Source organism: Vibrio sp. SCSIO 43097 (genome assembly GCF_023650755.1).
Taxonomy (GTDB): Bacteria; Pseudomonadota; Gammaproteobacteria; order Enterobacterales; family Vibrionaceae; genus Vibrio; species Vibrio alginolyticus.
Window position 1 is genome coordinate 2,277,735 of the sequence record NZ_CP071840.1, and the last position, 26,999, is coordinate 2,304,733.

At 44.1% G+C, this 26,999-nt stretch carries 21 protein-coding genes and 1 tRNA gene; 8 read left to right on the forward strand and 14 right to left on the reverse strand.

The features are described from left to right. Positions 1–189 precede the first annotated feature (189 nt). Positions 190–1,518 carry a sphingomyelin phosphodiesterase gene (locus J4N40_RS11120; RefSeq protein ID WP_017634955.1) on the forward strand — a complete coding sequence of 443 codons (1,329 nt, stop codon included), beginning with the start codon at positions 190–192 and terminating at the stop codon, positions 1,516–1,518. Further along, on the forward strand, positions 1,515–2,471 hold the full coding sequence (locus J4N40_RS11125; RefSeq protein ID WP_064368018.1) for a hypothetical protein: 957 nt from the start codon (positions 1,515–1,517) through the stop codon (positions 2,469–2,471). Before J4N40_RS11120 ends, J4N40_RS11125 begins: the two co-directional genes overlap by 4 nt. 84 nt (positions 2,472–2,555) lie before the next feature. Here J4N40_RS11125 and trpS read toward each other — a convergent pair whose 3' ends face one another. Continuing rightward, positions 2,556–3,578: a tryptophan--tRNA ligase gene (gene trpS, locus J4N40_RS11130; protein ID WP_250654249.1), complete on the reverse strand. Its 1,023-nt coding sequence runs from the start codon at positions 3,576–3,578 to the stop codon at positions 2,556–2,558. A 601-nt stretch (positions 3,579–4,179) separates the two neighbouring features. Here trpS and J4N40_RS11135 point away from each other — a divergent pair. Further along, positions 4,180–5,136, forward strand: a complete 957-nt coding sequence (locus tag J4N40_RS11135; protein ID WP_053349488.1) for an AEC family transporter — start codon at positions 4,180–4,182, stop codon at positions 5,134–5,136. Positions 5,137–5,180: 44 nt separating this feature from the next. Here J4N40_RS11135 and J4N40_RS11140 read toward each other — a convergent pair whose 3' ends face one another. The 4 genes from J4N40_RS11140 to J4N40_RS11155 form a co-directional block, all read right to left on the reverse strand. Beyond that, positions 5,181–5,636: a MarR family winged helix-turn-helix transcriptional regulator gene (locus J4N40_RS11140; protein ID WP_033905066.1), complete on the reverse strand. Its 456-nt coding sequence runs from the start codon at positions 5,634–5,636 to the stop codon at positions 5,181–5,183. A gap of 187 nt (positions 5,637–5,823) precedes the next feature. Further along, positions 5,824–8,985, reverse strand: coding sequence for an efflux RND transporter permease subunit (locus J4N40_RS11145; RefSeq protein WP_250654250.1), 3,162 nt, complete (start codon positions 8,983–8,985; stop codon positions 5,824–5,826). 2 nt (positions 8,986–8,987) lie between these two features. Then, on the reverse strand, positions 8,988–10,127 hold the full coding sequence (locus J4N40_RS11150) for an efflux RND transporter periplasmic adaptor subunit (protein WP_086046620.1): 1,140 nt from the start codon (positions 10,125–10,127) through the stop codon (positions 8,988–8,990). Positions 10,128–10,592: 465 nt separating this feature from the next. Continuing rightward, positions 10,593–12,230 carry a methyl-accepting chemotaxis protein gene (locus J4N40_RS11155; RefSeq protein WP_053307463.1) on the reverse strand — a complete coding sequence of 546 codons (1,638 nt, stop codon included), beginning with the start codon at positions 12,228–12,230 and terminating at the stop codon, positions 10,593–10,595. Between the two features lie 774 nt (positions 12,231–13,004). Between J4N40_RS11155 and J4N40_RS11160 the strand changes: the two genes are divergently transcribed. Then, entirely contained in the window at positions 13,005–13,994 is a 990-nt protein-coding gene (locus J4N40_RS11160; protein WP_213896180.1) for a Solitary outer membrane autotransporter beta-barrel domain, read from the forward strand. A gap of 5 nt (positions 13,995–13,999) precedes the next feature. On the opposite strand, the gene J4N40_RS11165 is transcribed toward J4N40_RS11160, so the two are convergent. Further along, positions 14,000–14,248: a hypothetical protein gene (locus tag J4N40_RS11165; protein ID WP_005378271.1), complete on the reverse strand. Its 249-nt coding sequence runs from the start codon at positions 14,246–14,248 to the stop codon at positions 14,000–14,002. 816 nt (positions 14,249–15,064) lie between these two features. Here J4N40_RS11165 and J4N40_RS11170 point away from each other — a divergent pair. From J4N40_RS11170 to J4N40_RS24555, 3 genes are all read left to right on the forward strand, one after another. Further along, the gene (locus tag J4N40_RS11170) at positions 15,065–16,396 is read left to right on the forward strand and encodes a cytochrome ubiquinol oxidase subunit I (protein ID WP_086046618.1); all 1,332 of its coding nucleotides are present in this window, start codon (positions 15,065–15,067) and stop codon (positions 16,394–16,396) included. A gap of 2 nt (positions 16,397–16,398) precedes the next feature. Beyond that, entirely contained in the window at positions 16,399–17,391 is a 993-nt protein-coding gene (locus tag J4N40_RS11175; protein WP_115385853.1) for a cytochrome d ubiquinol oxidase subunit II, read from the forward strand. A 349-nt stretch (positions 17,392–17,740) separates the two neighbouring features. Then, positions 17,741–17,869 (forward strand): hypothetical protein, encoded by a 129-nt coding sequence (locus J4N40_RS24555; RefSeq protein ID WP_005378275.1) that lies wholly within the window; start codon positions 17,741–17,743, stop codon positions 17,867–17,869. A gap of 273 nt (positions 17,870–18,142) precedes the next feature. Here the strand turns inward: J4N40_RS24555 and J4N40_RS11180 are convergent. The 3 genes from J4N40_RS11180 to J4N40_RS11190 form a co-directional block, all read right to left on the reverse strand. Further along, positions 18,143–18,230: transfer RNA gene (locus J4N40_RS11180), tRNA-Ser, on the reverse strand. A 144-nt stretch (positions 18,231–18,374) separates the two neighbouring features. Then, positions 18,375–18,824 (reverse strand): L-alanine exporter AlaE, encoded by a 450-nt coding sequence (locus tag J4N40_RS11185; protein WP_005378276.1) that lies wholly within the window; start codon positions 18,822–18,824, stop codon positions 18,375–18,377. A gap of 502 nt (positions 18,825–19,326) precedes the next feature. After that, positions 19,327–21,747, reverse strand: a complete 2,421-nt coding sequence (locus tag J4N40_RS11190) for a hybrid sensor histidine kinase/response regulator (protein WP_115385852.1) — start codon at positions 21,745–21,747, stop codon at positions 19,327–19,329. 51 nt (positions 21,748–21,798) lie between these two features. Here J4N40_RS11190 and J4N40_RS11195 point away from each other — a divergent pair, with 51 nt between their 5' ends. Further along, positions 21,799–22,410, forward strand: a complete 612-nt coding sequence (locus J4N40_RS11195; protein ID WP_005378278.1) for a YecA/YgfB family protein — start codon at positions 21,799–21,801, stop codon at positions 22,408–22,410. Between the two features lie 73 nt (positions 22,411–22,483). Here J4N40_RS11195 and J4N40_RS11200 read toward each other — a convergent pair whose 3' ends face one another. The 5 genes from J4N40_RS11200 to nadA form a co-directional block, all read right to left on the reverse strand. Beyond that, complete coding sequence (locus J4N40_RS11200) at positions 22,484–23,650, reverse strand: glutathionylspermidine synthase family protein (protein ID WP_042522104.1); 1,167 nt, start codon at positions 23,648–23,650, stop codon at positions 22,484–22,486. 8 nt (positions 23,651–23,658) lie between these two features. Further along, positions 23,659–24,228, reverse strand: a complete 570-nt coding sequence (locus tag J4N40_RS11205) for a DUF1190 domain-containing protein (protein WP_025766906.1) — start codon at positions 24,226–24,228, stop codon at positions 23,659–23,661. Between the two features lie 8 nt (positions 24,229–24,236). Then, a complete protein-coding gene (locus J4N40_RS11210; RefSeq protein WP_005378281.1) occupies positions 24,237–24,653 on the reverse strand; it encodes a DUF350 domain-containing protein in 417 nt (138 codons plus the stop codon). Beyond that, on the reverse strand, positions 24,653–25,696 hold the full coding sequence (locus J4N40_RS11215) for a potassium channel family protein (RefSeq protein WP_017635053.1): 1,044 nt from the start codon (positions 25,694–25,696) through the stop codon (positions 24,653–24,655). The genes J4N40_RS11210 and J4N40_RS11215 overlap by 1 nt, the downstream gene beginning before the upstream one ends. Before the next feature lie 118 nt (positions 25,697–25,814). After that, the gene (gene nadA / locus J4N40_RS11220) at positions 25,815–26,876 is read right to left on the reverse strand and encodes a quinolinate synthase NadA (protein WP_017635054.1); all 1,062 of its coding nucleotides are present in this window, start codon (positions 26,874–26,876) and stop codon (positions 25,815–25,817) included. Positions 26,877–26,999 lie beyond the last annotated feature (123 nt).

Below are 26,999 nucleotides of genomic sequence, written 5' to 3' on the forward strand. Positions count from 1 at the left end.
GTTGACTGTTGGTATTATTTTTCCACCGCTTCAACGGCCACACACTCAATACCCCCATCCTAACCATTGAATAAAGATCACATTCTGATAACAATTTTCAGCGCTGGCTTAGATGTCATCCATATTTAACGTGCAAGTAACATTTATAAACAAGAATGATTGCTCTAGTTCAAATGATGGAAAAATAAGATGAAATTTTCGCAGTGGAGCCTTTTATTAAGTAGCTTGATAGCGTTACCCTGCATTGCAGATACCGACGTTTACCTAACGAATAACTCTGATCAACCGTTAACTATTCAAGTAAAACATGAAGGCAGTGATTTGCTTCAATACGGAGAAGAGTGGCAACAACATGTGCAGGTACTTGGTCCGTGGGAAACTAAATCTGTATTAAGCTTCAACCGTTGGGAGGGCGTGAAATCAAATCAAACTTACCGTTTTGAAACGGTGGTTTCTAGCCCTGAAGGTGAAAGCATAACACTCAATCAAATAATGGAAGGCCATTGGTACAATTCGACCATTGAATACGGCTTGTCCGCAGCCGATGTCGAGTTATCACTCAAAGATGATCGTAACATTCATCGTGCCAACACTAACGCTTTTGGTGCGAGAGAAACCGAACTGGCATTTAAGTCAGACAGTACCGCTCGATATGATGATCTTTACTACACCATCACGCCAAGCAAGGTAGCGGAGTCTGTCGACAACGAAGAACAAAACCTTAAGTTGATGACTTATAACATCTGGGCGTTGACGGCTATTGCATCGCACATTGGAGATCGTTACGAACTGATTCCTCAACATGTAAAAGGTTACGATGTTTTGGCGCTGCAAGAGGTGTTTGCCAGCGGCCGTGAAGCATTCTTACGTGAGTTAGCCAAGGAATATCCTTACCAAACAAAGATGTTAGATAAAGAAGGCGTTAATATTCATGATGGTGGCGTAATCATAGTTAGTCGCTACCCTATCGTGAACGAAGCGCAATATGTCTTTCCCGATTGTTCTGGTACAGACTGCTTTGCCGATAAAGGCGTAAATTATGCGGAAATAATTAAAGGTGGTCAGGCTTACCATGTGTTTGCTACCCATACCGCATCTTTCGATACAGACACCGCCCGTGAGTATCGTCAGCGCCAGTTCAAACAAATCCGCGCACTCGCCCAATCTCTTAACATTCCTTCAAGCGAAACTGTGGTATACAGCGGCGACTTTAACGTAAACAAAAGAAAGTTCCCTGGTGACTACCAACAAATGATCGCTAACTTAAGCGCCATCGAACCTCAGTACTCTGGTTACACGGAGTCAACCTTTGATCCCCGTATCAATAACTTTGCAGGTGAAGCGTTATCAGGTGGCGAAAACGTGGAATACCTTGACTATGTTATGGTGAGTAGTGAATACGGGGTGAAATCATTCAATGACAACCGTGTAGACGTGCCGCGCACAACCGCAGAGAGTTTATGGAAACACTATAACCTTTCTGACCATTTCCCAGTAAGCGCAACAATCAAGCCATGAAGAAAATCGCTTTGATAATCATGTCCGCCATTATGGCGGGCATGATATTTTTAACTTTCAGTCACGATGTTCAAAAAGAAGAGCTCGCTTCCTCTCCTTCCCCTAAGACAAAAAATCAGAATGTCTCCAGTACATCACCACAAACAAGCAGCATCGTGCCCGATACAGATACTTCACCACAAACCGCTAAGCTCCCTTCCACAGTTCAAATAACGACTGAGCGATTAACTCAACTCAAAGGCAGGAAACTTGTCGCCGAACTTGAGACGTTTTGGCAAGAGTGTATGTTGAACCGTAGTTGTGAAGAGCAGGTCGCCTTGTTTGAGGCGCATTTATCTTCAGCTCGATTCCAGCTTTTGGCGAACTACCCTCAGCTCAGCAGCCAATGGCAAGAGAGTGTAGGAAATTTGTTATTTGATGAGCAACAATCACTGGCGTCGCGTGTTGCACAGCTGAAGAACGAAGCAAGAAGCATCTGGGGGGAATTGGCTGATGTTGTTTTTGCGGATGAGTTCGCGCTGTACGATTTCAACTTAGAAGCCCAAAAGCTGGACACTCAAAGCCCAGATAACTTTTTGCGAGCTTTCGAGCAACTCACCATTGACTGGCAAGAACATGCAGGTGCTATCGGGCTAACAAGCGACCAGGAAAAATATGAGCGTGCGGTCACCCTGATTCCTAATAGTATGAGCCTACCAGATCGCTTGGCGATCATCGCAGAGCTAGAACGAACTTACTTAACGAAAGAAGAAACTAAAAACATTCACGCTCGTGAGCAACAAATTGCTGAGCAAAAAGAGCAAGTCAGAGGTTACCAACAAGCATTGCAACAACTTGAGTCCAGGCTCAGAAAAGAGAGAGCCACAAGCCATTCAAATTTGTCAGAACCGGAATGGCAAAGCTATTACCAACAAGAAGTCGCGGATTTTCGTCGTGAATTTTTTTCTTCTTAATAATGCGCTTTGACTGACTGGGAACTTAAAAAGGCACGTTGCTAACCAGCCGTCGTGCCTTATGTTCAACTCTCTACTTTTAATTCAGAACAAATTTAAACCAAATACATCTTTCACATCAAATAGCACTTTTTCGGTTTTCTCGCGAGAACGCTCACTACCTTGTTTTAAAATATCAATCAGCTGCGCTTTATCATTCAAATACATAGCGCGCTTTTCTCGAATAGGGCGAAGCATTTCTTGTAAGCATTCTTCTAACACTTTCTTGGTCAAACCATCACCTAATCCACCTCGTCGATAATGGTCTTTTAGCTGTTCGACATAATTTTTATCAGGATGAAAAGCATCGAGGTAGATGAATACAATATTCCCTTCGACTTGGCCAGGGTCCTCAATTTTCAGATGATTGGGATCGGTATACATAGATTTCACTGCCGCGGAAATCTCCTTTTCGGAGGCGCCTAAGTTGATTGCGTTCCCCATGCTTTTAGACATCTTATTTTTACCGTCAGTACTCGGCAAACGAGGTGCATCGCTAAGTAATGGACGGCATTCTCTAAGAACCTCTTTTCCACCCAGATGGTTTATTTTTCTCACGATTTCATTAGTTTGCTCTAACATCGGCAGTTGGTCATCACCCACTGGTACTAGCGTCGCATGAAACCCCGTAATATCAGCAGCTTGAGAAATTGGATACGTTAAAAAGCCTGCGGGAATAGAGCGTTCAAAACCTTTACTCTGAATCTCATTTTTAACCGTAGGGTTTCGCTCTAATCGTGCGGTAGAAACAAGATTACTGTAATACATTGTCAACTCGGCTAACGCTGGAATTTGAGACTGCAACGTGATCGTAGTTTGAGCGGGGTTGATACCAACAGCCAAATAATCTGCAACGACATTGAGAATATTAGAGGATACCTTTGATGGATTATGCGCGTTATCCGTCAACCCTTGCATGTCCGCGACCAAGATCGTTTGCTCGTGCTCCGTTTGCAATTTGACTCGTTGTTGCAATGAACCAATATAGTGCCCTAGGTGTAATGGACCTGTTGCTCGATCTCCGGTAAGTATAATTTCACGCTGAGATGTATTTTTATGGGTATTCATATTTGTCTCCAAGTATTTAATAGATCGCTACTGGAGATAAAAAGATCAAACACTCTTAGCTACCATCCAGCAGCTTAAGAATGTAAGTATTCCGCGCCGCTCTATTTAGAGCGCCACCAAGAGAAGGTTGTTAATGAAGGGCGAACGTGTATTTTCATGTTTTTTAAACTAACAGCACACACCGCAGAACTCAATCTGTTTTGTACTGAATTAGTGTGAGTGTTCCAACAGCCAATTAAGAGGATTACATTGGTAAAGACATCGCAATGACCAAAACCGCACCAAATACCGAACCAGAGACAAACGCACACAGTACAGTTTTGTTGTGTTTCCTTTTCATTGATGAACTCCTATCCATAACTACGATGACCAGCCCTCACATCTAATACGCATGTGGATGCATCACGACAATGAGTTAACCAACATATCGCACGTAGGACCAGTACCGCTTTGTTAAATTGGGACCTCGTCCATAACTTGGAGTGTAAATGACTCCGGAACCTACAACAGAAGAAAATTTCATCACGTTACTGTCCTACCCTCCGGGTTTGTGGCTTAATAGGCAGCAGGAACACTTTTTTCTTTTGCTGCGGATACTTACATGGAAGCTGTTTTACATCAGTTGCAATTCTCTTTGTCGATAACCGGACCTATCTGTTTGATGTTGGTACTTGGCGTTCTTTTTAAGCGCTTTGGTCTAATCAACGATAATTTTATCGAAGTAGGCTCTAAACTGGTGTTTCAAGTTACCTTGCCTGCAATGTTATTTGTCAGCATTGTGGCTTCAGAACACGACTTTTCCGCGGCAAGTGGATTCGTCAATTTCGGCGTCATCGCTAGTATTTCGTTTTTCATTTTCACCTATCTTTCCGTCAAACTTCTATTCAAAGCATCGCCTGATCAAGGCGTTCTCATCCAAGGTGGGTTCCGAGCAAATACAGGTATTATTGGCATCGCTTACGTTGCCAATGCGTATGGTTCTCAAGGTGTGGCGTTAGCGGCTCTCTATGTCGCGGTCACCACATTTATTTATAACGTCCAAGCGGTAATTTGCTTATCTCCCAAAGGAGCAACGTCTGCCTCGCAAGCAGCAAAGATGATGGGCCGAACACTGACTAGGAATCCACTCATAATCTCTATTGTTCTAGGAATGGCTTTTTATTTACTCGCTATTCCAGTACCGAATGTGGTTATTGACGCAGGAGACTACTTGTCCAAAATGACATTGCCTTTGGCGCTGTTGTGTACGGGTGGCTCACTTGACTTTAGCTTGATGAGAAAAGAGAAAGGTTCATCTTGGTTTGCGAGCAGTTACAAGCTCATCGTAGCGCCAGTCATCATCACCATGGGAGCTTACTTAGTAGGATTTCGAGGAATTGAGCTAGGTATTCTTTTCTTTATGAACGCCTCTCCAGTCGCTGCAGCCAGCTATGTCATGGCGCGTTCCATGGGAGGCAATGCCACGTTAGCTGCAAATATCATCGCACTCACTACGGTGCTTTCTACCGTGACCTGTACGTTGGGCATCCTATTTCTTAAGTTCTACAGCTTAATATAATTGGTCCGCGATAAAATAAAGACGCTAAACGGCATTGATGTCAGTTACTGGTCGTGATTCGCAAAAGTGAGCTTTCTTACCAGACGAAAAAATTCATTCGCTTCAGATTCCGACAAACAAGAAAAAAACTCTTTCTGTAAATTCGTCATGATTTGATGAACTTGCTTTAAAGCATTTGCCCCCTCTTTTGTCATGCTTAGCATTTTAAGGCGCTGATTCGATTTACTTTTAGAAACTTGAACAAACCCTCTCTTTTCCAGATTGTCCACCATCCGCTTTGCTACACTTCGCTCAGTTCGAACCGCATCAGCTAACGCTTGCTGGCTCATAGGCTGAAATTCTTCTAAAGCGGCCAGTGCACTTGCCATTTCTAGTGTCATCAAATTTTGCCGAGAGAGCTCAGCTTGGGCACGATTGCGGTACATGCGCTGCATCACACCACAAACAAACATAGGACTTTGATCCAAAACGGAAATTGGGGAAATTTTCTGATCTTTCATCGTCGTTTTTCTTCTTTAGGCTTTCATTCGGCCGAAAAGGCTGTGCTGATACTGCACACAACACGCCGTCTTTCAGGCTCGCGTCATAGACGGTAACCACCAAGTGAAAACATAAAATAAAGAGCGCCGAAGCGCCCTTTAATCGTGTTTATTATCACTAGTATAACTCAGTTAAAACAACCAAGTCCTACTCGCTTTGCTGAGTGGGTTTAGTGCTGGTCTCAGACAACTCTGCCTCCGACTCTTTTCTCGCACGTCGATCAAACAATCGCTCAACCACTACAAAGAAGATTGGGACGAAGAATATACCCAATATCGTGGCACTGATCATGCCACCAAGTACGCCGGTACCTACTGCGTTTTGACCTGCCGATCCCACACCTGAACTGATAGCAAGTGGTACCACACCCAAACCAAAAGCAAGCGATGTCATGATAATTGGGCGCAGACGAACGCGAACAGCATGTAAGGTTGCTTCGATAAGCCCAGCGCCTTTCTCATAGTAGTCCTTTGCAAACTCAACAATCAGAATGGCGTTTTTGGTTGCCAAGCCGACCGTAGTTAATAAGCTCACCTGGAAGAACACATCGTTATCCATACTGCGCATCATTACCGCAAGCACAGCACCAAGCACACCAAGAGGAACAACTAACACCACGGCGAAAGGTACTGACCAACTTTCATACAAAGCGGCAAGAACTAAGAATACGACAAGGATAGATAGCGCATATAGCATCGGCGCTTGGTTTCCGGAAAGGCGCTCTTCATACGAAATACCATTCCAGTTCACCGTGAAACCTTCTGGTAGCTTTTCTACCATTGCTTCAATTTCTTCCATGGCTTCACCAGTACTTACACCAGGAGCTGCACCGCCTTGAATATTCATTGCTGGCAAACCATCAAAGCGCTGCAAAAGAGGAGAACCATATGTCCACTCGCCACTCGCAAAAGCAGAGAAAGGCACCATCTCTCCCTTAGCGTTGCGTACGTACCATGAATCGAAGTCTTTTGGCTGCATGCGGTATTCCGCATCACTTTGCACCATCACTTTCTTCACACGACCGCGATCAATATAATCGTTAATGTAAGCCCCGCCCCATGCAGCTGACAGGATTTGGTTTACGTCATTGATACTGACATCCAAAGCACGAAGTTTGACGTGGTCAATGTTCACTTTGTACATTGGCGCATCTGCCTGACCGTTTGGACGAACACCGACAAGTTTCGGGTTTTGTGCTGCCATGCCCAGAAGTTGCCCTTGAGCCGCAACTAATGCATCGTGCCCTTTATTCAACGAGTCTTGGAGATAGAAATCGAAACCTGTCGAGTTACCTAGCTCTTGAATCGCTGGAGGGGCGAACGCAAACACCAAAGCTTCTTTAATGGTAGAGAAGTACCCCATCGCTCGGCCCGTAATGGAAGCCGCATCAGCGCCAGGCGCTTCACGCTCAGACCAATCTTTCAGACCGATAAATGCCATCCCCATGTTTTGGCCTTGGCCTGCGAAACTAAATCCAGCAACGGAGAAGACAGACTTTACATTGTCTTTTTCGTCTACTAGGTAAAAGTCACGCATTTTCTCAAGTGTTTTTTCCGTCTGTTCTTGTGTTGAGTTAGGCGGCAAAATAGCCATTGAGAATACTGTGCCTTGGTCTTCATCTGGCAAAAATGACGTTGGAAGGTTCATAAATAACCAGCCAGCACCTGCACTCATTGCCAAAAATACAACCAACATGCGACCTGTGCGTTTTAGAAGTTTGGCAACGCCGGTTTCATAGCCTGCTGTCATCGCATCAAACTTGCGGTTAAACCAGCCAAAGAAGCCTTTCTTCTCTAGAAGCTCAGCATCGCCTTTTTTCAGCAACGTAGCACACAATGCTGGAGTCAGAATTATCGCAACCAAAACGGAAAGCGTCATAGCCGCCACAATAGTTATTGAAAACTGACGGTAAATAACCCCGGTAGAACCAGACATAAACGCCATAGGGACGAATACCGCTGAAAGCGTCAAACCGACACCAATCAGGGCACCAGTAATCTGTCCCATCGATTTTTTGGTCGCTTCTTTGGGCTCTAAACCATCTTCATGCATCACACGCTCGACGTTTTCTACCACAACGATGGCATCATCCACCAGCAAACCGATAGCCAGAACCATCGCGAACATGGTTAACGTGTTTACACTAAATCCAGTCGCGTACAAAATAGCGAAGGTTCCGAGCAATACGACAGGCACTGCGATCGTTGGAATGATCGTCGCACGGAAGTTCTGCAAGAACAGGTACATGATTAAGAACACAAGAAGAATGGCTTCTAATAGCGTTTTAACCACTTCTTGAATCGAGGCTTTGACGAATGGCGTTGTTTCAAATGGGTAAGCAATCTGCAACCCTTCTGGGAACGTTGCACTCAGTTGTTCTAAGCGCTCTTTTACCGCATTGGCTGTCTCAAGCGCGTTTGCGCCAGTACCTAATGAAATACCTAACCCCGATGCTGGGAAGCCATTATATTGGCCTCGAATATCATAACTTTCTGCACCACGCTCAACGCGAGCTACATCTTTCAAATAAACATTCGAACCACTGGCGTCGGACTTAAGAATGATGTCTTGGAACTCTTCTACACTGCTCAAACGACTTGCAGAAGAAATCGTAGCATTCAACAACTGACCCTCCTGCGCAGGTGCCGCACCAAGTTGACCGGAAGAAACTTGCGCGTTCTGTTCACTGATTGCATTTGCTACGTCGATCGCGGTCAAGTTGAACTGCGTAAGCTTAAAAGGGTCCAGCCAAACTCGCATTGCATACTGCGCACCAAACGCCTGCACTTGTCCTACGCCAGTTACACGACTTATCGGGTCTTGAATATTCGTTACAACAAAGTCGCCGATATCGTTTTCTGTAAAGTCAGGATCTTCAGAATAAACTGCGACAACCATGAGAAATGCCGTATTGGATTTATTGACGACAATACCTTGGTTTTGTACCTCCATCGGCAATGAAGTCAATGCCAATTGCAGTTTGTTCTGCACCTGTACTTGCGCGATATCAGGATCAGCTTCGCTATCAAACGTCAGGGTAATTGTCGCATTACCAAATGCATCACTGCTCGATGATAGGTAGCGAAGGTAATCTAATCCTGTCATGTTTTGCTCGATAACCTGCGTTACCGAGTCTTCAACGGTTTTTGCTGATGCACCTGGATAGCGAGCACTGATGGTGATCGTCGTCGGTGAAATCGTTGGGTATTGCGAGACGGGTAAATTGAATAATGACATTACCCCCGCCAACATCGTTAGAATCGCGAGAACCCAAGCAAATACCGGACGATCGATAAAAAATCGTGCCATGATTACTCCTGTTCACCGTTTTGGATAGTTACCGAACTGCCTGGCCCTACCTTTTGTAAACCGGCGGTAATGACTTTATCACCCGCGTTCAAACCATCAATAATGCGCCATTGGCTATTGATCGCTTCGGCAGTCTTCACTGGTTTCGCTTCCACTTTGTTCTCGCCATTAACCGTCATCACTGTCGCTTTACCTGTCGCATCACGAGATACCGTATTTTGTGGTATTAGAATCGCATCAGGGTCGACACCAGTAATGACCGTCGCACGAACAAACATTCCAGGTAGCAACAAACCGTCAGGGTTTGGGAATTCGGCACGAAGCGTCACGCTGCCCGTACTTTCGTTCACATTGACCTCAGTAAATTTCATTGTGCCTTTGTGTTCGTAAGTGCTGCCATCTTCAAGCATCAATGTAACTTGCGCAGAGTCATCTTCTTGCATATGGCCTTGGGAGAGTGATGCTTTCAAACGCAGCAGTTGCGCGGATGATTGCACAATATCAACATTGATAGGGTCAAGCTGCTGAATGGTTGCTAATTTGGCAGCTTGGTTAGCCGTAACCAACGCTCCCGCTGTCACACTCGATTTACCGATCACCCCGCTAATCGGAGCTTTGACTTGCGTGTAATCTAAATTGATTTTTGCTGTGTTGATCTTGGCTTTTGCGACTAGGACCTGCGCTTTCGCTTCTTTGTATGCCGCTTCTGCTTCATCCAAGTCTTGTTGGCTGATGGATTTTTTGGTGATCAAGGTTCTGTAACGCTTCACCGTGGCATAGGTCGACTCTGCCGCAGCTTGCGCACGGATTAATTCCGCTTCAGCGCTCAGCAAATCCGCCTGAAATGATGAATCATCAATTTGATATAGCGACTGCCCTTGTTCAACAAGGCCACCTTCAACAAAATTTCGCTCCGAAATAATGCCAGTGACTTGCGGACGAACTTCTGCTTCTTTGAATGCTCGGCTACGACCCGGCAACTCTACTGTCAATGCTTGGCGCGTTGGCAGCACTGTTAACACTTCTACTTCGGTTGCGGGCGCAGGACCACCACCTTGGCTCGATCCTTCTTCGCTAGGTTGACATCCAACCACAAAAAGGCTCGACGCAATCAGCAGAGATAGCGTGGTTTTACGTCTCATGAATTTTTCTCTCTTATCTACCGACAAGCCTTCAAGATTCCTTATTAAAAGCTTCTAGAATGACTTAATAATGACTAACGGATGTATATCCAGAACAAATTAATTAGGATGATAAATACCCAGTGTTGTACATACAACAAAATTTACAGTTCTATACGCTTACGAAAAACGTTTATGGTAAAGGTGTTATGAAGTTCTCAAATTTGAAGATTTTGGGTTGGAAATCACATTTTCCTGTGAGCAATTACAATGGTTAAAAAGCAGCAAAAGTGATGATAAAAGCATCATCACGCTGTACAGAGTTTGTTACTGCTGTCTAGGGTTTTTGGCCACTCTGGTATACGAACTAAAGTGAGAAAGGATTGTAAATATAGTCGATATTTCACAAGTCAGGTTCGCCACTTATCTAAAAAATAACCCGCTAAGAAGCGGGTTATTTCATCAGTGAGACTGCTGTTCTCAAGCTTATACTTTGAACTGACTGACCTGATGATCTAAACGTTGAGTTTGCTCTGACAACATGGCTAAAGAAGCTTGCGCTTGGTTTACGATTTCCACAATTGAAGTGCTACTGTCTGCAATGCCTTGTACATTGCTATTTACTTCGTCACTTACTGTACTTTGCTGGCTCGCAGCCGTTGCAATGTGTGTATTCATCTCGTTCATACGTGAAATCGCGTTCAAGATTTCAGAAAGGGATTCACTCGCTCGGCCAGCGGACTTGATCGTTTCATCACTGCTATTTTGGCTACCGCGCATCACTTCTACAGCTTGTCCTGCACCAGATTGTAGCTTTTCAATCATGGTTTGGATTTCTCCCGTACTCTGTTGCGTACGACTGGCTAAAGAACGAACCTCGTCCGCTACCACAGCAAAGCCTCGCCCTTGCTCTCCAGCGCGAGCCGCTTCAATGGCTGCGTTAAGCGCTAATAAGTTTGTTTGCTCGGCAATACCACGAATTACATCCAGTACGGACGCAATGTTACTCACATCATGATCCAATGTGTTAATGACGTGGCTTGCGCTTTCGATTTCACTTGCGAGGCTACGAATTGAGCTAACCGTTTGATCCAAAATAACATTGGTATTGGTAAGTTCATCATTCGCTGTTTGGCTCGCAACCGCAGCTTCGTTAGCGCTATCGCTTACATTTCTGCTGGTGACTTGCATTTCATGCACTGCCGCCGCTACCGCCTCGCTATCTTTTTGCTGAGAAACGGTCGAGTTCGCGATGGTCGTGGTCAACGAGCTAAGATTTGCCATTTCGTTACGTAAGGTATTTGAGCTTTCAATTACCTGAGCGACTGTCATTTGAATTTTGGACACGAACTGGTTAAATGCGTCTGCTAAATTGCCAATTTCGTCTTGTGTTTTTACATCGATTCGCTGACTTAGATCACCTTCACCGGACGCAATTTCTGTCATCGCATTTTTAATATCATTGATAGGCTTCACAACCGTTTGTAACAACAAAAAAGCCATCGCGATAGCGGCAAAAATAACAATCACAATGCCAGCCTCAAGAATGAGTTCTGCTCTTGTTGCAGCCGCTGATATTTCGTCCTTCAATTGGCTTTGCTTTTCTTCTATTGCATCTTTTACAACGTTAAGCTGCGCTCTAACCTCGATAAATTGGTCTTCAAAGGTATGTTTGTGCTCATTGTAGTAACCACGCCATTGAGATTGAGGTAAACGTAGCATCGCCTCATAACTTGCTAACCACTTTTCACCCAAAGAGACAAGCGTTCGAACTTCATTACCATGTGTAGAAGGCATCACACCGGCTTGTGATAGCTCAATCATTTGTTCCATACGTGGCAGTGCTTTGTAGGCGTTGTCTTTGTATTCACCGATGTGATGATCAATATCGTTTTGAGTATCAGAAAGTGCAACACCTTGGATTGCAGATGTTGCTTGGTAAAGATCGCGATAAGCATCTTCAATCGTTAATAAGTTCGGCACGATCTGTTCGTTGAGTGTCTCACTCAATTCAGATTGCTTCCAACTTGTCATAACGTTTAATACAGAGCTCACAATAAACAATCCAATAATCAATGACAGCGGAATCACTATCTTCTGCTTGATCGTTAAGTTCTGGAACATGAATAGACTCTCTTTATTTATGGTATACAAACTGCCGGAAATTATATCAAACAAATAGAGTATACTATTAGGTAAAAGAGGCTATTCAACATGAAATCTAATGACTTTTTGACAAGGGTTCTAATTTCAACAATTAGTTGATTTTATACAAAATTTAACAAAGAGATCTTTTCAAAAGATGCAAATTAAAATGCTCTTTCAAAACGAAAAATATGTAACAGAAAGTGAATTAAAAGGGACCACATTTTGAAGAATAGATCGACTCAATGCTTTACTGAGAACACATACAAAACACAGTTCTTGGATTGAGCACCACCGCGGAATATGCAAAGGTCCGAACATTTCTTCTAAAGCTCAAAAAAACCATTGTTTATCTGACGTATTTAGGGTTACTCCGTGAGGATATTAGTCGTGATGTTGGCAGACAGGATGCTTACAAGTTTTCGAAGTTAACCAGTAGCACAGTGAACGATTCAGATTTTCTTGAGCGCCAAGGCAATAAAAAAGTTTGCTATTTTCCTCTCAATAGACGCATTAAAGAAAATAATGCAACCTAGTCACAAAGTCTTGCTACATCTTCAGAAAAGAATGATGTTGCTAAACAAATCTGGTGCAGCATACACATTGAAGCTAAACTCGTTTAAGGAACTTTTTCATATCAATATGAGAAAACATAGATTTCTCAAAGTTACACCGACCATTCAACGATTAAACTAATGTTAGCGTACCGGTACGTCCAAAAACTCCATGCATGAACCATTTGAAAGAGCCAAAATGTTCCAACCCAACTTCGCCTCAGTGGAGTGGCGAGTCGTTTCGCTCGCTCTCCTACTCTCTCTTCCTCACACTGCTCAAGCGGATCCACTAGATAAGGAAATTAGCAACCTTCTCCAACAACGTTTTTCTATCGCGGTTTTGCTGTCCGACACTGACGCAATTGCGTTTGGTATTGGCGACTTTGATCCGAATGCATTATTTGATACCGCCAACCCAGAGTTCGGGACTGATGAATCGATCAATGAACGGAGAAGCAAATCCGTATATGTTCTCCCTTACACGACTAACTTTAATATAGAGGGCAGCGAGGACTTACATGAGCTGTCGTTTAAGGCATTTACGATACAAACAGAGAATGATCTCAAACTATTCGGCACAAGTAAGGATCTTCTCAAGGAAAGGACATACGGTGCATCGATTGGTTATGGGTATCTATACAAAGCAAGTGAAAACGTCACCCTTAGCACCAGAACGACGACTCACCTTATGCGTTATGAAAACTCATTCTCTACCGATAATAAACTTTCCTCCATCATTGGAAGAATCCTAGACGGCCGTGCCGTTAACGTTTCAGCATGGGCGGCAATAGTTCAACCATCCATTAAAGCCAAATACACATCTCCCACAAGTTGGGGGAAATGGCATGCCAGTTCGACATTGAATTCATTCATTGGGCACAGCTGGGGAAGCGCAAATAACGGCAATATAGGCAACCCTAAAGGTTGGTACCTATCTAATGAAATCACCGGTTACTACAATATTTATCACGGTGAGCAAGCTTTATTTACCGGGATTAAAAGAGTCGACCTTTCGCATGATTTAAGCGATGAACTGGGAAGTCCGCATTACTACGAAGCTTCTATAGGATGGCTATTTTATGCACCAAAGCCCTTTGATTGGTTAGACAATTTCGGCATAGGCGTTAACTTCAACTACGGCTCGACTCTCAGAGGTGGCAGCATTCAACTTTACTACAACAAACAATAACGCTGTCAGTACAGGAACCAGTTGGTAGCATATATAACAAGAAGAACTAGAAGACACAAAAGGAATGGCAGAGTTAGCGTCTTCGCAAACTTTTTCATGAGACTTGGGTTATCAAACACTACACCTTCCGCTTCTCTTACCCTTCGCTCTTCGTCAAAATGCCATTTAATGGCTAAGTAGGCTCCTATCCCTAATACAATAAGCTTAAAAGCTCCAGCAAAGTAAGGAAAGAAATTAGCCCAACTGTCGTTCATTATCCATCTCCATCAAATTCAATATCAGCTTTGCGGTGGCAGAATCCAAAGTTCATGTAGAATGCCCCCCTCAAAGTCAGACTCTCTGGCTAGCGCCAGTCTACTGCTCGAGATAGCTGTCCACAACTCTCTTTACCAGATCGGCATTTATTAATTATTTAATAAATAACAAGAAAGACACTAGCACACTTGCTGAAAAGTAAGTGTCAGTTTGGATTGAAACTCATCAGGAATCGAAAATGGTCCGCAGTCGACTTGTTGATCTAGTGAAAACCGAATTACCTAGCGCCAAATCGTTCGCTAGTATAAAAATGTAGCCTATCGCACTTCTGGTCGAGTGCTAACGAACTTATGATGCACATGTCATTAGCAGTGCAATTTTAAGTTTATCAATTAGCTAAAGTTTCCCACCTTAACTGCCAGTAAGTTTGCTGTGTTTGAGATGATCTCGACATGACTAGTGTATAAATAGTATGGAGGTTCAAAGTGAAGGCAAGGCAATTTTCCTTACTAAAAATATTGTTTTTGTAATTTTATTTCAGGATTATCGAAACCATCATAAGGATAATTCGAACTAATCTTAATCCATGCTCCTTCAGTTACATTTGCTTTCTTTTACTCACTTCTCGCGACTATTAGTGGCATTTTGAGACAATTTCCTACACTCCTTTCTTTCCCTTAGTTGATATAAATCATGGTTAGAAGAAAACAGAATCACCTGTATTTCTCGATACATGAATCCAAACTGCCCGACTTTTCGTAACTAAATTACAGATAGACACGATTTTTAGTATGGCACGTTTTTGAGGAACCAAGATGTTAGATACCCTCATGCTGTCGCGGATCCAGTTCGCGGCCAATATCAGCTTTCATATTCTCTTCCCGACCATCACCATCGCGTTGGCGTGGATGTTGGTGTTTTTCAAGTGGCGATATAACCGCACACAAGCTCCCGTATGGCTCGATGTTTATTACTTTTGGGTCAAGATATTCGCTCTTACTTTCGCCTTAGGTGTGGTATCCGGCATTACGATGAGTTTCCAGTTTGGTACCAACTGGCCAGGCTTTATGGAACGAGTCGGAAACGTAGCAGGACCATTGCTCGGGTACGAAGTGATGACCGCCTTCTTTATGGAAGCCACCTTCCTTGGCGTGATGCTTTTTGGACGAGGACGAGTGCCAGAATGGGTTCATACTCTCGCCACCGTTCTGGTTGCTGTTGGGACAAGTATGTCCGCATTTTGGATTCTGGTGCTTAACAGCTGGATGCACACACCAAGTGGCTATGAAGTGATTGACGGTATTGTGCATGTAACCAGTTGGAAGGAAGTCATTTTCAATCCTTCTTTACCTTACCGTCTTCTGCACACGCTATTAGCATCGGCGCTGACTGCCAGCTTCTTGATTGCGGGTATCTCGGCTTATCAAATAATGAAAAAGCCAGATCATCGCTCAGCCAAACTTGGCTTAAAAGTCGCGTTGTTCGCGGCGGCTGGATTCATCCCAATTCAAATCTTTGTCGGAGACCTTCACGGGTTAAACACGCTTGAACATCAACCTGCAAAAATCGCAGCAATGGAAGGCGTGTGGGAGACCGAGCAAGGCGCGCCTCTTCTTCTGTTTGCGATGCCAAATGAAGAAACTCGCAGCAATGATTTTGAAGTGGGCATCCCTAAGCTGGCGAGTTTGATTCTTACGCATGACCTAGACGGGGAGATCCAAGGACTTAACGAGTTTGCACCTGATCACCCGCCAGTGAAGCCCTTGTTCTTTGGTTTCCGCGTGATGGTTGGTGTAGGTGTTCTTATGCTGCTAGTTAGCTGGTATGGCGCGGTGAAGCTAGCACGCCAAAAAGCGCTACCTAAACCTTACCTGTACACAGTGTTAGCCATGACGTTCTCTGGTTGGATAGCCACACTAGCGGGTTGGTATGTTACTGAGATTGGTCGACAACCTTGGTTGGTCAGCGGTGTATTGCGTACATCAGAAGCCGTCACCACGGTTGCGAGCAGTAGTGTGATGACTTCGCTCATTATGTACTTAGCCATTTACGCGGCATTGCTGGTTGCGTACATCCATACCCTGTTCTATTTGGCGCGCAAAGACGTTGCAGCCCATGAAGTCCCACTGACACAACAAGAGGCCTAATCATGTTCGACTATCTACCAGAAATTTATCTTCTGCTGCTTGGCTTCTCGGTCTTTATGTATGCCGTGCTCGACGGCTACGACCTTGGCGTCGGTATCCTGTTGCCAAGTGATAATGAAGCGCAACGTGACCGAATGATAGCGTCTATTGGCCCTTTCTGGGACGCGAATGAAACGTGGTTAGTGTTAGCCGTCGGTATTCTGCTAATTGCCTTTCCTACCGCTCATAGCTTGATTTTGACTGAGCTTTATATGCCGACCGCCATCATGCTTATCGCATTGATCATGCGTGGCGTGGCGTTCGACTTCCGCGCCAAAGCGAACTCGGATCATAAGCCTCATTGGGATTGGTGCTTCCGAATTGGCTCGCTAATCACCGCACTAACTCAGGGTTACATGGTGGGTCGTTACATCATGGGATTTGAGCAATCAGCCGAAGCATTTGGCTTTGCTTGGTTAAGCGCACTTTGTGTAACGGCGGCGTATGTTTACATCGGTGGCGCATGGTTGGTACTGAAAACGGAAGGTGATTTACAAATACGTTCAGCACGTTGGTCTCGTCGTGCTGGTTGGTTAGCAGCCTTAGGAATCTTAGTCGTGAGCGTTGTAAACCCAATTGTAAATCAACAAGTTGCCCTGCGTTGGTTCAGTTTCCCAGAAGTCTTGTTGCTTGCCCCAGTTCCGTTAATTGTGTTGGCGACCATCTTCCTCGTTGATCGCTATTTGCGTCAGGTTCCGATGGTGAATGATCTGGGTGTGCGTTGGCCTTTCTTTGGTGTCACCGTCATTTTCGCCTTGAGCTTTCTTGGTCTTGCGTATAGCTTCTTCCCAGAAGTTGTGCCGGGATTAATGACCGCACAAGAAGCCGCCTCCTCGCCTGCGACGTTAATAATCGTGGGCTACGGTGTGATGATTGTTATGCCGGTGATATTGCTTTACACCTTTGTGGTATACCGGATCTTCAAAGGCAAAGCGACAGAACTTAGCTACAAGTAGGAAAGGGAATTCCTCAACAAAGCGCCGCTGCTCATGCGGCGTTTTTTTGCAGTACTCAACGACTAAAGTATCTACCCAAGGCGACTGAGTGGGAACGCTGAGAGAATGTAGCGGCAGCCAGTAGTTTGTTCCTAACTAGAACGAGATAACCGTTTCTCAACTATAGCGATACAGGCACAAAAACAGAAAGAATATTTGATGTTACAAAAGGTAGACCGCCACTTTAAAACGCTTTGAGTATTTTTTGCGCTCAATGAGGTGCAAGTATACTTATGCTTTTTATGACTTGTGAACACTCAATTGCATGTTATGTTGCTGTTGAAATCGTACATGAAATAAGGACAAGAACATGAAGATAAGATGCAAAACGACGCAAAGCATTGAAAAATTTAACCCTGATGACCTCAATCTAAACACAGATCTCTTTGGTATGATTGCTGTTGTATTCGTGTTCATGGCTGTTTTGCTTAGCATCTAGTAGCACTACGTTCATTCTTGTGGCCGTATTCATACCTCATGTGATATGGGTGCTAGATTCTAGATTAAAGCGGATGTGCTAACCCGCACCAATCAGATTATGGCTGCCTCTGTATAGCATCTTCAATTTTGGCGTTGTATAGAGGTGAGATGTGAATAGTTGGCTTGTAGATAGAATGGCGCTTGCACCTTGAGCACTCTTGTGTACTTTCAATGACGCATTACTTTAGTGTAGATACGAAAAAAGGCCTAATAAATCAGACCTTTTAGAATGTGGCGGTGAGTGAGAGATTCGAACTCTCGATACGTTGCCGTATACACACTTTCCAGGCGTGCTCCTTCAGCCACTCGGACAACTCACCGAATCAAATTTTGGTTAGCATCATTGGCTAACGAGGCGCTAATTTAATGATTATGTGCCTGATGGTCAAGGCTAAACATAAAAAAAAGCGCCCTTTTCGAATCGATTGCTCACTAAGTAACTAAATTGAGCAAAACTGGGGCATTTACATGCTTTGAGAATAACCGGGAACACGGAACCAACGGCGGCACATGTCCAAGAAGTACCCATACAACACACCCATGCCACAAGAAATAACAGCGTTACTTGCCACTGCGGTCACAATTTGATCTGTAGACGCGCCAACTGCGAATAAAATACCCGCATAAACTGGAGATTGAAATAGTACATAAGCGACCAGATCAGAGATGTTCTTCATAAAGGAAGACGGCGACACCTTACTACCTTGATGCAGCACCCAATCACGAAAAACCCCATACGGCCAAGCAATGGCGATATTCACTGGAATCGATAGCGTACGCGATGCTAGAGATTGCTCAAATGTCATCCCTGAAATCAAAATCTCGACAATCATCCCTGTGATAAAGCAAAAAACAACCATAGCAAAGGTATCCGCTGCGGCGTGACGAATACAAAATGGTCCACGAGACTTCATTTACAAAACCCTTAAAATCAAACACTGCAATTAATAAAAATAATAAAACTATTAACCACTAAAAAGACACCAAGCCAGTTAATGATGCAATTAGAGCACACAAAAACTAGCTTATGGTTCTGTATTTAAAATTAAGTTGTAAATTTATAACCAACTTTTAAAGTAAAAGTAGTTTTTTTCACCAATGGCGAGTAAAAACGCCTAAAATCACGTAAAAATGGTACAAAAACACGGATTTCACTTACATAAAAAGGGGTTACGATAATTATTTTGACGTAAAGTTAGAACAAAACTCGGACTGTAAACAGTCACTCCTATAGCTTATGCTACCAAGCTGCGAAAATTCAGAGTATTACCGATATAATCACAGTAGAAGGTCTTGCTGCTTTACTCGTAAAAGTAAAACTGCAAGCCTGTTCATTGCAGGTTAGAAGAGTTTGTGACGACGCTGGATGACGTATGAATAGTAAGAACAATTCACAGTTGCGCCATATTGATTCAGTTATGGTGAGGCCAGCAAAATCGTTAATGTATCGATATCATCTTGGTCCGGGGATTGCTGACGCTTTAAGTTACTTCTTATCCGTTCGGCGACTGAAGAAACGTCGCCACTGAGTTCAAGGGGAGCCTCCGCAATGATCGCTGAAATAGCCTCAAGTGCTTCATTAAGATGTCCATTATCTAGAGCGACATAGAAGTTGAGTAACCACTTTTCAGTATTAAAGCTATCTGCTGCATTTCCATCAAAGTCCGATTGGTACTGATATAACTGTGTCGCATGAAGATACAGTGCATCATTTAATTCAGACTCCACTATTGGTTTCGCTATTATGTGGTCTGCTCCTACATTAATCATACGCTCTTGTGTTTCTTTGAACACATCCGCTGTACAGCCAAAAATCAGTACCGACTTAGCAGGTGAACTCATTGCTCGAATGGCTGATATGGCCCCAACGCCATCTAGAACAGGCATATGATTATCCATCAGTATCAAATCAAATGGTTTGATCGCAACCTCATCGACTGCAAGCTGACCATTTTCGACACTTGTGCACTCAAAGCCCTTGGCTCGGAGGAAAGTTTCCATAATGATCGCATTTGTTCGGTTGTCTTCAACAATGAGTGCTTTCAACCCTTTACAGTTCAATTTATGTGTATTGATTGACTCTACTTTACCTGGCTTGCAAGGTGTAAGGGCAATTTCGACAGTAAAAGTCGTTCCAGCGTCCTCCTGACTCTCTACAACCACTTGCCCACCCATATGTTCCGCGATTTCTTTGACTATTGCTAAACCAAGCCCTGTACCACCAAACCGTCTAGTCGTTGATGACTCCGCTTGCTCAAAAGGACGAAAAATGCGTTTTTGTGCCTCTTTTGAAATACCAATTCCTGTATCTTTTACCTTTAGTATCAGCTTGGTGCCTGCCTTACTCGATTTCTCGGCTAGCTCTACCTCTACGATGCCACGATCGGTGAACTTAACAGCGTTATTGAGTAGATTGAACAGTACTTGACGCAAACGGGCTTTGTCATTGTTGTACCAACGACCCGTTGGTAAATGCGAGACGACTCTAAAGCGAAGACCTTTTTCTGCACATAGAGTTTGATAAACACTCTTGATACTGCCGATAATCGACTCAATTGGGAAAGGCTTATTTTCAAACTCAACATGCCCTTGTTCAATTTTTGAGTAATCTAAAATCTCATTGAGTAATGTCATCATGTGATCACCTGAATCATAAAGTGTTCTCAGGTGCTTACGCTGCTCATCGGTAAGTGGTGTTTTTAACAGTATCTGGGCAGTTCCTAGTACACCGTTCATTGGTGTGCGAATCTCGTGGGACAATGTGGCTAAGAATGCCGTTTTAGCGTTTGTCGAAGCCTGAGCTTTTATTCTCTCCTGCTCTAAATAGATCGTCTTTTCATTGAACTTCTCGATAAGCTGTCCGATTTCGTCATCGCTATCGTAGTCAATATCTATGATCCCACCAGTTTTCGAGTCATCAATCTTAGCGGCAATGCGAACAATTGGTTCAACAATATAGCGATTCAGTAAGTAGTAACCGACCAAGACACACAAGAGCAAAAATGGAATGATCCTCCCCTCAACGCTCATCACTTGTTCAAACACTTGATCGGCGACTTTAGCTTTTGCGTTGACAACTTCCATGCGCCAATCGAACTCTCCGAAATCAAGCTCGCTGACATAAATTTCGTCCGTCAGTTGAAAGTTGTGTTCAATAATCACGTTTGAGTCAGCATCGCGAACCACTACCCCCAAAGAATGCTGGTTCGTGTGCTCTCGAATAAACTGAAAAAGTGCATCAAGTGATAGGTCTACCGTTACAACTCCAGCGAATCGACCGTTTTGGTAGTACGGAGAAGACGCGGTAATCATCTGGACCTGAGTAAAGGTATCGATGTAAACCGTAGACCAACTAACAGAACCTACCGGAGCATCGGCGGCAGCGACATACCAGGCTTCATTATCATAACCGCCAGATTCGGGGTTATTGTAGGAGTGAATTTGGTCAATACCACTATCACTGTTTTTATTGAAGAATAGACTTTTATATCTCCATTGTTCTGCTTTTAGTTCGGGTTTAGGCCATACGCCACCACTAACAAGCATCTTGTCACTCAATTGAAGTATATGTGGAATTATTGTGTTGAGAGATTGAATATTTTCAGTCCCTTGGGCTAGCCCTACTAAGCTGCTCAATACACCTGTAGAACTGAGGAGGGGCTCTTTTATCTCAAGAGCCAGGAGTTGGGTACGTAACTCTAGGTTTTGCTCTAGCTTTTGTCTAACCGGTGGCTCAACAACCAAATAGGCGACAGAACCGATAGTGGCGATAAAGAAGCACAGGTAAAGTGTTAGGGCGAGAATGCTTTTTTTTCTAAGTGATGAGCGAATTTCCATAGATGTGTGAATCATTCCCTAATATCGATTTATCACTAATTGATTGGTAAGATGAGCGCAATCAACCAGCCCATTAACAAATGGTATTCTATTTTGAAACTACAAGACATCCTTTCTCTCCCAGAACTTGACGGTAAACTACTAAACCTAGCAAAAACTCAAGGCTTTGTAACAGCGATGGCTGCAGCGCCAAACGTATTAATGCCTCAAGAGTGGTTGCCATTCTTATGGGGTGGAGAAGAAACAGCGCCATTTACTGACGGTGAACAACTAGAGCAGTACATTGACGAGATTGTACAAATGTGGAACCAAACTCGTCCCGCTCTCCTAGAAGGCACTTGGCAGTGGCCTGCAGGGTGCGCGCTAGATGAGCAAGACATTGTAACAAGTCAGGCTCGCGATTTCTGTGAAGGTGTATTACAAGGCTGGCAACTTGCGCGTGATGACTGGGAAACGTTGATGCCTGAGGATAGCGAAGATAATGCCCTACTCGGTGGTGTTTTACTTTCTCTTACTATGCTTTACGACCCAGAAACAACCATTGAAACATTGGCCGAACAAGGTATGGAAGGCTTAGAGCAGTTTGAAGAGATCTTCAATGCAATGCCAGTGATGTTATGTGGTCTTACCCAGCGCGGTGTTGCATTAGCTGAAGAACAATAGACGCAACGCTGTCGACCATCAAGATTGAACGGCTGAATAGACAAAAAGCTCTCCAAATGGAGAGCTTTTTTGATCATGTTAAAATTACATGTGGAATATACCGCGCCATATCTTGAGTCACTAAGCTACTATCTTCCCTAATCGAAATACCGGCAGCTCTATCATTGACCAACCAACTGCCAATTAACGTATGGTTGTGCCCAAACTTAGGTAGTGGATGGTATTGCTGGACGATATTGAATTTAGATTCATAAGGCCCTGACGTTTTAACAAAACGTTTTCCATCGATGACGATCTCGATGTTCGCGCCCTCTCGAGAAAATAGTGGCTTGATGACATAATCTCTCATAGTGTTCGCTTTTGAATCGTTAGCAAAATAAGCGGGCAAAAGGTTCGGGTGATTAGGAAAGCGCTCCCACAATAACGGTAAAAGTGCTTTATTGGATAGAATCGACTTCCACATCGGTTCTAACCAGTTTACGTTCGCAGTCGCTAAGTACTTCGCATATTCCTCTTCAAACATAAACTCCCAAGGGTAAAGCTTAAACATCCAACGAATCGCTCTGTCGTCAGCATCCACAAACAGACCATCTTCCGTAACTCCAATATCTTCGACATGCACGAATGCCGTTGCTAACCCTGCCTCTCGCGCGCAATCCTCTAAATACTGGACAGTCCCTTTATCTTCTTCAGTGTACTTGCAGCAGCTAAAGTGAAGTGTTTGTCCTGGTTGGTATTTTGCTATTTCGGCAAAGCGCTCGATCAAAAAGTCTTGAAGAATATTGAATTGATCCGCGCTCTGGTGAACTCGACCTTTATTTACAACATCTTCTAGCCACACCCACTGCCAAAAGCCAGTTTCAAACAAGCTGGTTGGCGTATCCGCATTGTTTTCCAGTAATTTTGCTGGCGAGGTCCCGTTGTACGCGAAATCCAGCCGCGAATAAAGCGAAGGTTCGCTTCGTCTCCATGAAGAAGCGACCTGCTCCCACATAGATTCAGGGATCGCACATTGCGTCAGCAACCGCTCACTCCGAACGACTTCATCCACAATAGCCAGGCACATCTGATGCAGCTCTTCAGTGGGCGCTTCTATATCGCGCTCAATTTGCTCCAGCGTGAATTGATAGTAAGCACTCTCATCCCAATACGGTTGGTCATACATGGTATGGAAACCAAAACCAAACTGGCGTGCTAATTCACGCCAGTTTTCGCGCTCTTGTATTTCTCGTCGAAACATAGTGCTTTTTAACCGCCTCGACTGACCGACACCGCTTTACCAAACCCGCCTCGAGACATCGCCCTGCCAATGGTGCCGCCACCACGTTTATTAAGGCTATTAGTCGCAACTTTGGTCGGCTGATTTCGGTAGGAGCCAAAGAATTGTCCTGCTCCATTATAGAATTTGGATTTATAACGGTACATCGGCTCTGAGTAATAGCTCTTGTTATAACCTTTCAACCCGCTTAATGAGCGACTGTAAAAAAAACCGCCAAAGTTAGGTACATAAGCTCGGGAACTGGAACTGTAGTAACAATCATCCTCGTAGAAATCATTCTCGCATTCGAACTCGCTGCGGTAGCGAGGGGCATTTTGTTCGGCACGAGCTAAAGCTTCTTGGTATGCAATGTCACACTGTTCACTAAACTCAGGCGAGTTAGATTTACACTCATCAGCATCAGAAAAAATGTACCCTTCTGTTTTTGACTCGTACGTAGCAAAGAAGAAAATACCACCAAAGGCAGCAAAGGGAAGAATTTTCCCAAGCTTTAAGCTTTTGTCCATGGAAGAACGTTTAACGTTAGAACTCCGCTTCATCGTTCCTCCTAGTAAGTCATGCAAGCGGCATTCAATACGCCGACCGAAACAGAAACTGCGGCTAATACAATACCGGCTGGCAGTTCATCTTTTTCGATACGCTCTGCCACTTTCGGAAGTAAAATAAAGCGTACAATTGCAAATGCGATAATTTGAGCAAGCATTGCAACAACGCCCCACACCATAAAATCGACGATATTGACCGAGTTTTTTGCCGCCCCCGAAATCGCGAGACAATAACCAAGGAAGGCCCCACTTAGCGCAATCGCTGCTGCTGTATTTTGTTTTTCTTTGATCAGATGCCACTCATCGTATGGCGTCAACTTGACGTAGATGAACTTAAACGCCAATACAAAAATAATAGAAACAGAGAAATAGAGTAAAAAGTTTGGGAAGCCTGCTAACAGGCCGGCAATCATGTGCATTATTGTTCCTTGTTCATTTCTTTCCAGGCAAAATCTTCAATACGTTCATCTGCAATGTAAAACAGCTTGGTACTCGCGGGTACTTCAGCATCTAAATCTGGGTTGAGTTGAATACCATCGCCAATATCAAAAGCAATCAGCGTGGCATGATGGCGTCTTTTGAGAAAAACGAAGAGATTCTCAATAGTGGTGGCAGACTGACCCTCGGGATAAATAACTGAGTATTGCGTCATACCTCGTGTTGAAGCCAAAAGCTCCTGATGAAGCGCACTTGAGCCCGGGTCAACCGCCGCTTTTGCCAACATTTCTGCGCCAACAGCAGGTATGCATTCCGCTTTCGGGCAATGCTGACTTAGAAGTCGGCCTAGCGCTTCATCTTTAAAGTAAGCGACCAAATGAGCGGAAGGGTTTACAGATGCGCAGTATAGAGCGGCTGACAAGGTAATGTCGTCCGAGAGATTATCCACAATAATGCAAGCGGCTTCGGCAATATTGGCGTTTTTCATTTCTTGCGAATCGGTATAACTGGTCACTTTGATAAAACTGATTTCGCCAGGTAACGGGTTCTCTATTTCTGAACGGCTGCATAAAACAATCGGACGCTTTCCCTCTTCTTCATGTTGTAACATGCGAATAAGGTGCATCGTCCTCGATCCATTCCAGCCCAACAATACAATATGGTTTTCCACTCTTACTCTCCGTTTTCCTAAAATACCCGCTCGCCAATAGTCCATCGCGGCTCCAGCGACACGCCCCAATAATGCGGCGAATAAGCTCAAACCGCCGGGGATTACAAATAGTACGACAACCCATTTACCCAAATCTGTTACTGGAGAATGGTCGCCATAACCCACCGTACTCGCCGTAACCATGAGGTAATAGATAAAGTTAGCGAAACTGTCTGTTAATGCTGTTTCACCAGCGAGAACCAGCAGCCACCATGAAAGGCTCACATATAAGCCACTAAAGATGAGAAGGCTTCGGTTGCTCAATTTAAAAAGGTGTGAACTAAGCCACTTTTTAACTACTAACCACACCGCCATAAATTTATGACCTCGATATTCATTGATTGCATCAATAGTAACTCATTGATAGTAAGACACAAAAAAACCAGCCATATTCGACTGGTTTTTGAGATTTACTTTCAGTTACGCCTACTTTTTAAGCATTACCTTTCACTTGCATATTTAGCTGCTCAGCAAAATCTAGCATGCGGTTAAGTGGTATAAGGGATTTAACACGCAGTTCTTCGTCAACAAAAATCTCGTGCTCTTTACCACCTTCACTAAGCGCTTTCTCAATTGCTTTCAAACCGTTCATTGCCATCCAAGGACAGTGTGCACAGCTGCGGCATGTTGCGCCTGCACCTGCGGTTGGTGCTTCGATAAGTTCTTTTTCTGGCACTAGTTGCTGCATTTTAAAGAAAATACCTTTGTCTGTCGCAACGATCATTTGTTTGTGAGGAAGCTCTTTCGCTGCTTTGATCAGCTGACTCGTTGATCCAACGGCATCGGCAAGTTCTACGACGCTTGCTGGTGACTCAGGGTGAACCAAAATAGCCGCATCTGGATACACGCTCTTCATTTTTCGTAACGCATCAGCAGAGAACTCATCATGAACCACACACTCACCCTGCCAAAGCAGCATATCTGCGCCAGTTTTGTTAGCGATGTACGATCCTAGGTGACGGTCTGGTCCCCAAATAATTGGCTTATCTTCAGCGTCTAAGTGTTCCACGATTTCAAGCGCAATACTCGATGTAACGACCCAGTCGGCACGGGCTTTAACCGCTGCTGAGGTGTTTGCGTAAACTACAACCGTATGATCAGGGTGAGCATCACAAAACTCGCTGAACTTATCCGCAGGACAGCCAAGGTCGAGCGAACATTCCGCTTCCAACGTTGGCATTAGAATGCGCTTTTCTGGTGTCAGAATTTTGGCCGACTCGCCCATAAAGCGAACACCACCAATAATCAATGTACTTGCAGGGTGACGATTACCAAACTTCGCCATTTCCAACGAGTCACCAACAAACCCGCCAGTGTCTTCAGCTAGGGCTTGAATCTCAGGGTCGGTATAGTAGTGCGCGATAAGTACCGCATCTTTTTCTTTGAGTAACTTTTTAATACGCTCAATGTAAGATGCTTTTTCTTCTTCGCTTAATGGAACTGGTTTCGGTGGGAATGGGTAAACAGTGTCGATTTTATCTAATATATGGCTCATTGCTCTTGCTCTACGCAACTTCCTTTAATCCGAGTATTGTAACCTCGTTAATTTTCAAAAACCAACTTGTCGCGGGGATTTCTAGCGGTCTAGCCGTATATCTTTGTTACAGGTAGCATTTCC